Origin of the sequence: Lentzea albida (assembly GCF_900111005.1) — a bacterium.
GTDB classification, from domain to species: Bacteria; Actinomycetota; Actinomycetes; order Mycobacteriales; family Pseudonocardiaceae; genus Lentzea; species Lentzea albida.
Genome location: NZ_FOFV01000003.1, coordinates 137,723 through 148,111 on the forward strand (window position 1 = coordinate 137,723; position 10,389 = coordinate 148,111).

General features: G+C 71.1%; 11 protein-coding genes. 5 read left to right on the top strand and 6 right to left on the bottom strand.

Features of this window, described 5'->3' with window-relative positions; genetic code table 11:
* Positions 1-45: 45 nt before the first annotated feature.
* On the top strand, positions 46-2,103 hold the full coding sequence (locus BMY74_RS09655) for an elongation factor G-like protein EF-G2 (protein WP_089914206.1): 2,058 nt from the start codon (positions 46-48) through the stop codon (positions 2,101-2,103).
* Here the strand turns inward: BMY74_RS09655 and BMY74_RS44105 are convergent.
* The 4 genes from BMY74_RS44105 to BMY74_RS09670 are packed head-to-tail and all read right to left on the bottom strand — an operon-like array spanning position 2,058 to position 5,466.
* Complete coding sequence (locus BMY74_RS44105; RefSeq protein ID WP_143091504.1) at positions 2,058-2,246, bottom strand: hypothetical protein; 189 nt, start codon at positions 2,244-2,246, stop codon at positions 2,058-2,060. The genes BMY74_RS09655 and BMY74_RS44105 overlap by 46 nt on opposite strands.
* Positions 2,222-2,695, bottom strand: coding sequence for a class I SAM-dependent methyltransferase (locus BMY74_RS09660; RefSeq protein WP_177229660.1), 474 nt, complete (start codon positions 2,693-2,695; stop codon positions 2,222-2,224). Before BMY74_RS09660 ends, BMY74_RS44105 begins: the two co-directional genes overlap by 25 nt.
* 9 nt (positions 2,696-2,704) lie before the next feature.
* Positions 2,705-4,186, bottom strand: coding sequence for a CoA-acylating methylmalonate-semialdehyde dehydrogenase (locus tag BMY74_RS09665; protein ID WP_089913063.1), 1,482 nt, complete (start codon positions 4,184-4,186; stop codon positions 2,705-2,707).
* A complete protein-coding gene (locus tag BMY74_RS09670; RefSeq protein ID WP_089913066.1) occupies positions 4,183-5,466 on the bottom strand; it encodes an aspartate aminotransferase family protein in 1,284 nt (427 codons plus the stop codon). The genes BMY74_RS09665 and BMY74_RS09670 overlap by 4 nt, the downstream gene beginning before the upstream one ends.
* Positions 5,467-5,573: 107 nt before the next feature.
* On the opposite strand from BMY74_RS09670, the gene BMY74_RS09675 reads away from it, so the two are divergent.
* Positions 5,574-7,166: a PucR family transcriptional regulator gene (locus BMY74_RS09675; protein ID WP_089913069.1), complete on the top strand. Its 1,593-nt coding sequence runs from the start codon at positions 5,574-5,576 to the stop codon at positions 7,164-7,166.
* Positions 7,167-7,197: 31 nt separating this feature from the next.
* Here the strand turns inward: BMY74_RS09675 and BMY74_RS09680 are convergent, their stop codons facing one another.
* Positions 7,198-7,656: a hypothetical protein gene (locus tag BMY74_RS09680; RefSeq protein ID WP_089913072.1), complete on the bottom strand. Its 459-nt coding sequence runs from the start codon at positions 7,654-7,656 to the stop codon at positions 7,198-7,200.
* Between the two features lie 128 nt (positions 7,657-7,784).
* Here BMY74_RS09680 and BMY74_RS09685 point away from each other — a divergent pair, with 128 nt between their 5' ends.
* The 3 genes from BMY74_RS09685 to BMY74_RS09695 are packed head-to-tail and all read left to right on the top strand — an operon-like array spanning position 7,785 to position 9,673.
* Positions 7,785-8,492, top strand: coding sequence for a MerR family transcriptional regulator (locus BMY74_RS09685; RefSeq protein ID WP_089913075.1), 708 nt, complete (start codon positions 7,785-7,787; stop codon positions 8,490-8,492).
* A 17-nt stretch (positions 8,493-8,509) separates the two neighbouring features.
* Positions 8,510-9,133: a class I SAM-dependent methyltransferase gene (locus BMY74_RS09690; RefSeq protein ID WP_089913078.1), complete on the top strand. Its 624-nt coding sequence runs from the start codon at positions 8,510-8,512 to the stop codon at positions 9,131-9,133.
* A 36-nt stretch (positions 9,134-9,169) separates the two neighbouring features.
* Entirely contained in the window at positions 9,170-9,673 is a 504-nt protein-coding gene (locus BMY74_RS09695; protein WP_089913081.1) for an RDD family protein, read from the top strand.
* On the opposite strand, the gene BMY74_RS09700 is transcribed toward BMY74_RS09695, so the two are convergent.
* Positions 9,654-10,355: an alpha/beta hydrolase gene (locus BMY74_RS09700; protein WP_143091506.1), complete on the bottom strand. Its 702-nt coding sequence runs from the start codon at positions 10,353-10,355 to the stop codon at positions 9,654-9,656. The two genes, BMY74_RS09695 and BMY74_RS09700, sit on opposite strands and share 20 nt — an antisense overlap.
* Positions 10,356-10,389: the final 34 nt, after the last annotated feature.

Genomic DNA, 10,389 nt, shown 5'->3' on the forward strand with positions numbered 1-10,389 from the left:
CCCATCGGGTGTGAGATCGAACACTACGACTTGACGGAGGTCGCCATGGGAAGCAAGCACTCCGACAACGGCACATCGGCAGGCGCGGTCGCTGTGGACGACCCGGCCAAGGTCCGCAACGTCGTGCTCGTGGGCCCGTCCGGTGCGGGCAAGACGACGCTCACCGAGGCCCTGCTCGCCGCCACCGGCGTGCTGACCCGCGCGGGATCGGTCACCGAGGGCACCACGGTCTGCGACCACGACCCGGCCGCCGTGCGACAACAACGGTCGGTAGGCCTCGCGGTGGCCCCGATCCAGCACGGGGACATCAAGATCAACCTGATCGACACCCCCGGCTACGTCGACTTCGTGGGTGAGCTCAGGGCAGGACTGCGGGCCGCGGACGCGGCCCTTTTTGTTGTCAACGCCTTCGAGGGCGTGGACGCGGCCACCATCGCGTTGTGGGAGGAGTGCGCTCTCGTCGGCATGCCTCGGGCCGTGGTCATCACACGCACCGACCACCACCGCGCGAACTTCGGCAACGAGGTCATCGAGTGCCAGGCGGCGTTCGGCGCGGGCGTCACGCCGTTGTACGTGCAGGAGGGCGACTACCTCGTCGGCCTGCTGACGTCCGGTGAGAACTACCCGGACGAGCGCGCGGCGTTGATCGAGGGGATCATCGCCGAGAGCGAGGACGAGACCCTCATGGACCGCTACCTGGCGGGCGAGGAGATCGACCAGGACACGCTGATCGCCGATCTGGAGACCGCCGTCTCGCGCGGCTCGTTCCACCCCGTGATGCCCGTGTGCGCCGCCACCGGCATGGGCCTGACGGAGTTGTTGGACGGCATCGCGCGCGCGTTCCCGTCACCGCTGGAGCACGACGTTCCGGACGTGACGTCGATCGAGGGCATTCCTCAACCCAGAATGGCCGCCGACCCGGACGGGCCACTCGTCGCCGAGGTGGTCCGCACAGCCGTGGACTCCTACGTCGGCCGCGTGTCGTTGGTCCGCGTCTTCTCCGGCACCCTCCGCCCCGAACGCCCCGTGCACGTCTCCGGTCACGGCATGGCCGACCGCGGTCACGAGGACCACGACGCCGACGAACGCGTCGCCCACATCTACTCGCCGCTGGGTTCGTCCCTGCGCGAGGTGCCCTACTGCGTCGCCGGCGACCTCTGCGCCCTCACCAAGCTCACCACCGCCGAGACCGGCGACACCGTGTCCGCCCCCGAACAGCCGTTGCTCATGGCGCCGTGGGACATGCCGGAACCGTTGCTGCCCATAGCCGTCGTGCCGCGCACACGCAGCGACGAGGACAACCTGGCCCGCAACCTCAACCGCCTGGTCGCGAGCGACCCGACCCTGCGCCTCGACCGCAACGCCGAGACGCACCAGATGGTCCTGTGGTGCATGGGCGAGGCGCACGCCGACGTCGTGCTGGCCCGCCTGCGCGCGGGCGGCGCGGAGATCGACACCGAACCGGTGCGCGTCCCGTTCCGCGAGACCTTCGCGGCAGCGGCGAAGGGCCACGGCCGGCACGTCAAGCAGTCCGGAGGCCACGGCCAGTACGCGGTGTGCGACATCGTCGTCGAACCGCTCCCCCGCGGCTCCGGCTTCGAGTTCGTGGACAAGATCGTCGGCGGCTCGGTCCCCCACCAGTTCATCCCCAGCGTAGAGAAGGGCGTGCGCGCACAGCTGGAACGAGGCCTGCACGACGGCACACCGGTCGTCGACGTCCGGGTCACCCTCGTCGACGGCAAGGCGCACTCGGTCGACTCGTCGGACGCCGCGTTCCAGACAGCGGGCGCGCTGGCCCTGAAGGAGGCCGCGGCCGCGGCGCGCACCCAGCTGCTGGAACCGATGGACGAGGTCGCGATCCGCCTGCCCGACGAGCACCTCGGCACCGTGCTGGGCGACCTCTCCGGACGGCGCGGGCGCGTGCTCGGCACCGAGGCGGACGAGGGCGGGCGCACGGTGATCCGTGCCGAGGTGCCGTCGTCGGAGCTGCTGCGGTACGCGATCGAGCTGCGGTCGCTGACGTCGGGCACCGGCACGTTCACGCGCCGGTTCTCGCGCTACGACCCGCTGCCGGAGGCACTGGCGGCCCGCGCCAGCAGGTAGCAGCGATCGCTCCGGTGCTCGACGCGCGGGTCCGGAGCGCGGTCGAGGCGGGCCGTCACGGCGAGGCCCGCTTCCGCCAGCGCGCGGGTCTCCTCCTCGGGGTCGAGGAAGTGGAAGGTCAGGTCGACCTCGTCACCCACCACTCGGTCAGGGTTCTCGCCTGCCCTGACGAGGTGTCCTGGTCTCGCACGTGGAACGCCACCAGCGCCTGTCCTCCTGGCTTCAGGACCCGCGCGAACTCGGCGTACGCCTTGGCGCGTTGTTCCGCGTCGAGGTGGATGACCGCGTACAGGCAGACGAGCGCGCCGACCGACCGCGACCGCACCGGCAACGCCGTCATGTCTCCGGCGCACGCAGGTACAGCGGCGTGCGCACACATGCGCGGCGACAGGTCGACTCCCACCGCGGGCACCCGGCCAGCCAGGTAGGCCGCGACGTGGCCGGGCCCGCAGCCGACGTCCAGCACGGGACCGTCCGCGAAGTCCGCCACCACGTCGAGCAGTGCGCGGTCCAGCGGTTTGCCGGCGAGCTCGCCGCTCAGTTCGGACGCGTAACGCGCGGCCACGCGATCGTACGAGCGGCGAGTGCTCACCAGCCCACTCTAGGTGTTCTGCGGGAACCCCAGGTTCACGCCACCGTGCGACGGATCGAGCCATCGCGACGTGACCACCTTCGACCGCGTGAAGAAGTGCACGCCGTGCGGCCCGTACGCATGCGCGTCACCGAACAGCGATTCCTTCCACCCGCCGAACGAGTAGTAGGCGACCGGCACGGGAATCGGCACGTTGACGCCGACCATGCCCACCTCGATCTCGTTCTGGAACCGCCGCGCCGCGCCCCCGTCGTTGGTGAAGATCGCGGTGCCGTTGCCGTACCTGTTCGAGTTCACCATCTCCACGGCGTCCTCGTAGGTGTCGCAGCGGACGACCGACAGGACGGGGCCGAAGATCTCGTCGGTGTAGACCGACATGTCCGTGCCGACGTGGTCGAAGAGCGTGGGGCCGAGCCAGAACCCGCCGTCGTCGCCGTCGATCGGGTGGTCGCGGCCGTCGACCGCGAGCACGGCGCCCTCGGACACGCCCGCGTCCAAATAGGACGTCACCTTGTCGCGGTGCGCGCCGGTGACGAGCGGGCCCATCTCGCAGGAGGCACCGGAGCCGACCTGCACCTCGGCCATCCGGGACTTGATGCGGTCGACCAGCGAGTCGCCGACCTCGCCCACGGCCACGACGACCGAGATCGCCATGCAGCGCTCCCCCGCCGAGCCGAAGCCCGCCGAGACGGCGGCGTCCGCGGCCAGGTCCAGGTCGGCGTCCGGAAGGACGACCATGTGGTTCTTGGCGCCGCCCAGCGCCTGCACGCGCTTGCCGTGCGAGGTGCCGGTCTCGTAGACGTAGCGGGCGATCGGGGTGGAGCCGACGAACGAGATCGCCTTCACGGTCGGGTGTTCCAGCAACCGGTCAACCGCCACCTTGTCGCCGTGCACGACGTTCAGGACGCCGTCCGGCAGGCCCGCCTCGGCGAAGAGCTCGGCGATGAAGTTCGACGAAGACGGGTCCTTTTCGGACGGTTTCAGGACCACCGTGTTGCCGCAAGCGATTGCGGTCGGCACGAACCACAGCGGGACCATGGCCGGGAAGTTGAACGGCGAGATCACGCCGACCACGCCGACGGGCTGCTGGATCGAGTAGACGTCGACGCGGGTCGAGGCGTTCTCGCTGAAGCCGCCCTTGAGCAGTTGCGGGATACCGCAGGCGTACTCGACGGATTCGAGGGCGCGCTGGATCTCGCCGCCCGCGTCGGAGACGACCTTGCCGTGCTCCGCCGAGACGATCTTCGCCAGGTCGCCCTTGCGGTCGTTGAGCAGCTCGCGGAACTTGAACATGACCGTGGTGCGCTGCGCCAGGGAGGCGTTGCGCCAGGACGCAAACGCTTCCGCGGCCGCGGAGACCGCCGCGTCCACTTCGGACACCGAGGCGAACGCGACCTGCTGGGCCACCTTGCCCGTCGTCGGGTCGTAGACGTCGCCCGCGCGTTCCGGGGACTCGTCCCAGGGCTTGCCGTTGATCCAGTGCCTGATCACGCCTTCTCCACCGCCTGAGCCAGGATTCCCAGCGCCTCTTCGAGTTCGTCCTCGGTCAGGGTCATCGGCGGGGCCAGGCGGATCACGTTGCCGTACAGGCCGCCCTTGCCGACGAGCAGGCCGCGCGCCCTCGACTCGTTCAGGACCGTGGCCGCCGCGGCGCCGTTGGGTTCGCCCTCGGGGCCGACGAACTCGACGCCGACCATCAGTCCCTTGCCTCGCACGTCGCCGATCACCGGGTGCTTCTCGGCGATCTCGCGCAGGCCGCTCAGCAGCCGCGAGCCCAGCTTGGCGGCGTTGGCCTGCAGGTCGTGGTCGAGCAGGTAGTTCACGGTGGCGAGCGCGCCGGCCGTGGAGATCGGGTTGCCGCCGAACGTCGAGATCGAGTTGGCGTTGATCGTGTCCATCAGGTCGCCGCGCGCGACGACGCCGCCGATCGCGAGACCGTTGCCGAGGCCCTTGGCGAACGTCATCGCGTCCGGCACCACGTCGTGCGCCTGGATGCCCCAGAAGTGCTCGCCGGTGCGGCCCCAGCCGGTCTGCACCTCGTCGGAGACGAACAGGATCCCGTACTCGTCGAGCACGTCCTTGAACGCGCGGAACAGGCCGTCTGGCGGGGACGTGAAGCCGCCGACGCCCTGGATCGGCTCGGCGATCATGCACGCGACGTCGCCGGACGTGGTCGTCTCGATGATCTCGCGCAGGTCGTCGACGCAGGCCTTGATGTAGTCGGCGTCGTTGAACGACTTGAACGGCGAGCGGTAGCGGTAACCGCCGTGCACCCAGCTGACCTTGATCGGCGACAGCGCGGACGCCGACCACCCGCGGTTGCCCGTGATGGCGATCGTGGCGAACGCACGGCCGTGGTAGCTGTTGCGCAGCGCCAGCACCTGCTCGCTGCGCCGCGCCTGGGTGGCGAGCATCAGCGCGGTCTCGTTGGCCTCGGTGCCGGAGTTGGTGAAGAAGACCTTGGCGTCGGGGATGCCGGAGAGTTCCGCGATCTTCTCCGCGAGCTCGACCTGCGACTGGATCAGGTACAGCGTCGAGCTGTGCAGCACGCCCGTGTCGAGCTGCGACCGGATCGCGTCGCTGATCTCCGCGACGTCGTAGCCGATGGCGTTGGTCAGGATGCCCGCGAAGAAGTCCAGGTAGGTCGTGCCCTCGCGGTCGGTCACCCGGCGCCCGGAAGCGCTCGCGATCTCGATGGGCTCGTCGTAGTAGAGGGCCAGCCACTTCGGCATCACCGCGCGGTGACGTGCCAGCAGCTCCTTGTGGGCCATCTCGCCTCCAGGGGTTCCGCACCTGACCTCGGAGTCTGCTGGCGCGGGGCCCTGGCCGCCATGCACAACCTGTACCCGGATCGGCTGGTTGGCATTACGTTGTGTCCATGTACCCGACGGTCGCGGATGTCGTCGCCCTCCCGGTGATCCGGCAGGGGAAACCGCGCCTGGTGGCGGGGTCGGCGGGCCTCGCCCGGAGGGTCCGCTGGGTGCACGTGGCGGAGATCGCGGACATCGCGCCGTTGCTGCGCGGCGGCGAACTGGTGCTCACGACCGGGGTGATGCTGCCCGAGTCCGGGCTCGCCCGGTATGTCGAGGAACTGGCCGCCGTGGGCTGCGCCGGGCTCGTCGTCGAGCTGGGGCGGCGGTGGCGCGACGACGTGCCGGCCGCGCTCGTCACCGAGGCAGAACGGCACGGGTTGCCGCTGGTCACGCTCACCGAGGAGACCAAGTACGTCGCTGTGACCGAGGCCGTCGTCGGCCTGATCGTGGACGCCCAGCTGGCCGAGCTGCGGGCCGCGGAACAGGTGCACGAGACGTTCACGGCGCTGACGGTCGCGGGCGCCGAGCCGTCGGAGGTGCTGCGCGAGGTGGCGCGGACGTCCGGACTGGCCGTCGTGCTGGAGACGCTGGGCCACGAGGTGCTCGCCTACGACGCGGCGGGCAACGACCCCGTGACGCTGCTGGACGACTGGGCGGCGCGCTCGCGGGCCGTCACGGTGACCGAGCGGACCGCCTACGACGCGGCGTCCGGCTGGTTGATCACGATCGTCGGGGCGCGCGGCGCCGACTGGGGCCGGCTGGTGATGGTCTCGCCGGAGGCTCCACCGCACCGGCACGTCGTGGTCGCCGAACGCGCCGCGTCCGCGTTGGCCGTGCATCGGCTCGTGGCGCGCGACCGGGAGTCGTTGGAACGGCAGACGCACCGGACGTTGCTGGCGCAGCTGCTCGGCCAGTCGCCGCAGTCCCCGGACCTGGGCGCGCGGGCGGCGGCGCTGGGGGTGCCGCTGGAACGACGGCAGCTCATCGGCGTGGCGGTCCGGCCGGTGTCGGTGCTGCAGGGGCAAACGCTTGCCACGCAGGAGGTCCTGCGCGATCTCGCCGAGGCGACCGCGCTCGCGGGCCGGCGGGTGACGGTCGCGGCGCTGGTCGGTGTCGTCGACGACACGTCGGTGCGGGCGCTGCTCTCGGTGCCGATGACCGTGGGCGTGGAAGGGGTGCTGCGCAAGGTCGCCCGTGAGATCCACCGGACGGCGGCGTCCGAGGTCGTCATCGCCGTCGGCACCACCGTGACGTCCACAACGGACGTTCGCCGGTCGCTGGGCGAGGCCGCGCACGTGGCCGGGGCGGCGTTGCGAGCGCCCGGATCCCAGCTCTACCACCGGCTGGACGACGTGCGGCTGCGCGGTCTGCTGCACCTGCTGCGCGACGACGAACGGGTGCGGGCGTTCGCGGACCGCGAGCTCGGGCCCCTGCTGGCACGGGACGCGGCGCAGGGATCGCGGCTCGTCGAGCTGCTGCGGTGCCTGTGCGAGAACGGCGGCAACAAGTCGGCGGCGGCCGCGGCGGCACACCTCTCGCGCACGGCGTACTACCAGCAGCTGGGGCGGATCGAACAGGTCCTCGGCGTCTCGCTGGAGGACCCGGAGTCCGTGCTCTCGCTCTACGTCGCCCTGCTGGTGCACGAAATGGGCCCGTGAGCGCGCACGGGCCCATTTTCGACGTGCGAACTCAGCCGTTGATCGTCGGCAGGACGCCGGAGAGCACGGTCGGGTTCGGCACGGCGCCTTCGGTGGGCAGGCCGGACGGCATGGGAGCGCGCACCGAGCCGAGGTGCGTGTTGCCGCCGTGGGCCTCGGGGGTCGCCACCTGCGGCAGACCGGCGAGGTCCGGCGTCGCGGGCAGCGAGCGCTCCTGGGCGGCACCCGGCAGGGCGGGGACGGGCAGGGCACCGGCCACGGGCAGGTCGCTCGCCACGGGCGTGCCGACGTGCGGCAGCTGGAGGGCCGAGGCCGCCTCGAGCGGGTTGGTGAGCTGGGTGGCGCCGGAGGCCAGCTGGTCCGCGCCGACCTCGGGAAGGGTCGAGCCCAGCTGCGGGAGCTCGGCGGCGTTGGCGGAGCCCGCGGCGAGGAGCGGCGCGGCGCTGGCGGCGAGCAGGGCGGCGGCACGGAAGAGTCCGGAACGGGACACAGTTTTCCTCAATCTGGTTTTGGGGACCGATCTTCGATTTCATCGGCGCGTTCGGTTCGCGAATTAACCCGCTCGATCGGGTGTTCAGGGCTTGAACCTCACGCCACGGGAGGTCCTACGGTCGTCACGTGACCCGCTGGAGCATCGGTGACCTGGCCAAAGCGAGCGGACTGACGGTCCGCACGCTGCATCACTACGACGAGATCGGACTGGTCGTCGCCTCCGAGCGCACGCCATCCGGTCACCGTCGGTACACACCGGACGACGTACGTCGCCTCTATCAGGTGAGATCGCTGCGTCAGCTCGGCCTGTCGCTCGAGGAAGTCCGATCGGCACTGTCCCGTTCGGACTCCCTGCGACCGATCTTCGAGGCCCAGCTCGCTTCCTTGACCGCGCAAGCACAACACGTCGAGGCACTCCGCTCCCGCCTCACCGCGCTGCTCGACGGGCACACCCCCGAATCCCTTCTGTCCACTTTGGAGATGATGTCCGTGCACGAGAGCTACTTCACCGCCGACCAGCTGGGCGACCTGCGGTCGCGCGCGGCGGCGCTGGGCCCCGAGGCCGTGGAGGCGCTGAAGGCGTCGTGGCTGGAGCTGGTGGCGCGACTGCGGCAGCACATGGCCGACGGCACCCCGCCGTCCGACCCGCGTGTCGTCGAGCTGGCGCGGCAGTGGGACGAGCTCGGCGCGAAGTTCACGGGTGGCGACGCGGCCGTGCAGGCGGCGGCGCAGCGGTCGTGGGAGGAGAACAAGGCGTCGATCAGCTCGCGGATCGGGTGGCCGGCGGACGACGGGCTGGTGGAATACGTAACTCGGGCGCGCGCCGCGCGCTGACCTGACAGGGTGTTGTCATGTCCGCTGATGACGACGCCCGCCGCCTGCAGGTGGCAGACCCGACAGGCTGGTTCGAGAAGCTCTACGCGGAGGCCGAAGCCGGCACGGCCTCCGTCCCCTGGGACGTCCCCCAGCCGCAACCGCACCTCGTCGAGTGGGCGGACGGCGTGGACGGCACCGGGCGGCGCGCCCTGGTCGTGGGCTGCGGCTACGGCCGTGACGCCGAGTTCCTGGCCTCACTGGGGTTCGAGGTGACCGCGTTCGACATCTCCCCCACCGCCATCGCCGCCGTGCGGGAGCGCCACCCCGACTCGTCCGTCTCCTACGTCGTCGCCGACCTGCTGGACCCGCCCGCGCAGTGGCGCCGGGCGTTCGACCTGGTCGTCGAGAACATGACGGTGCAGGCGCTGCCCGTCGCCCTGCACGCCGAGGCCACCGAGCAGGTGGCGGCGCTCACCGGCGGCGAGCTGCTCGTGCTGGCCGTGGCGCGCGACGAGGGCCCCGACCCGGACGGTCCTCCGTGGCCGCTCACGCCCGCCGAGGTCGAGGCGTTCGCGGGCGACGGCCTCGCCCCGCGCTCGATCCGGCGCGACAACGGCCGGTGGGTGGCCGAGTTCGTGCGACAAGTGGCCATGAACTGACCACTTATGACGGCATTCTGCCGCTTAGCGTGAATCATGCTCGTTCGTCGGCTGCTCGCCCGTCTGCTCGACTGGCTCCTGGTGCTGGTCGTGGCGTGGCCGTTGGTCCACGAACCCGTGCTGGTGGTGCTCTGCGCGGCGGTGTACGACTTCCTGCTGCTCCGCCTGAACACCCTCGGCAAGGCCCTCACGGGGCTGCGGGTCGTGGGCCCCGCGTCCGGCCTGAGCCTCAGACGAGCGCTGACCCGCACGCTCATCACGACCGCGCTGCCCGGAACGGGCGTGGTGCTCGTGCTGACCGGTCTGGGCTGGCGGGAACCGGCGCTGATGGCGGGCCTCGGCTGGCAACAGCCGTGGGTCGTCATCGGCGAGCACGTCGCCATGGGGTCGGCGGGCTGGCTCGGCTCGTTGTTGCTGGTCGGCGGCTTCGCGCTGCTCTCGCTGTCCGTGGTGGAGGCGTTGGACCTGCGGGGCACGCGGACGTGGCACGACCGCAAGGCGGGCACGGCCGTGGTGCGCCTCAAAGTCGCTGCGCGATGAACCTCAGCGCGTCCGGCAGCACGCGACGCCAGTAGCCGTCGCCGTGCTCGCCGTGGTCGAACGACGCCTGCGCGCCGACCGCGTCCGCCAGTGCGCGCGCCGGGTCGTGAAACGGGTCCTCGCGTCCACACCACACGCCGACCGGTGACTTGATCCTCTCCGTGTGCCGCAACGGTTCGTGCGCCTCCCACACCTCTCGTGACGCGAACCCGTCGATGCGCTCGGCGTCCTCCCACGCCGGGAAGAGCGCCGGACTGATCGCCGCCACGGCCTTCAGAGGCCTCCGGGACGCGATGTCCAGCACGCCGAAGCCGCCCATCGACACGCCCAGCGCGGCCTCGAACGGCACGGGTGGCGTCAAGTTCACCCAGTAGTCCTCGCCGCCGTTGACCACCGCGCACCGGAACGCGCTGCCGTTGAGGAACCGCGGCAGCCCGAGGGCCTCCCACCACCCGACGCTGCCGCCACGGCCGTGCAGCACGAGCACGGTCGGGCCGGTCGCACCCATCCACGCACCCCACGGCATGGGCTGAACGGGTACAGGTTCGACATCCGGCACCACCCCGTCGGGACCCGTCCAGCCGAGCAGACGGCGGCCGCGCGGGGAGAGCGCGGCGCACGTCCCCGCTGCTCCCGCCAGCCCCACGCCACCGAGCAGAACGGCCCTGCGCGACATCCCCATGCCGTCAGTGGAACACAATGTGCGCCGATCATGA

What these genes read in the sequence shown, in the direction of transcription:
- BMY74_RS09670 (WP_089913066.1), bottom strand. Translation starts at nt 5,466, where the DNA reads ATGGCCCACAAGGAGCTGCTGGCACGTCACCGCGCGGTGATGCCGAAG.
- BMY74_RS09700 (WP_143091506.1), bottom strand. Translation starts at nt 10,355, where the DNA reads ATGGGGATGTCGCGCAGGGCCGTTCTGCTCGGTGGCGTGGGGCTGGCG.
- BMY74_RS09695 (WP_089913081.1), top strand. Translation starts at nt 9,170, where the DNA reads ATGCTCGTTCGTCGGCTGCTCGCCCGTCTGCTCGACTGGCTCCTGGTG.
- BMY74_RS09690 (WP_089913078.1), top strand. Translation starts at nt 8,510, where the DNA reads ATGTCCGCTGATGACGACGCCCGCCGCCTGCAGGTGGCAGACCCGACA.
- BMY74_RS09655 (WP_089914206.1), top strand. Translation starts at nt 46, where the DNA reads ATGGGAAGCAAGCACTCCGACAACGGCACATCGGCAGGCGCGGTCGCT.
- BMY74_RS09675 (WP_089913069.1), top strand. Translation starts at nt 5,574, where the DNA reads ATGTACCCGACGGTCGCGGATGTCGTCGCCCTCCCGGTGATCCGGCAG.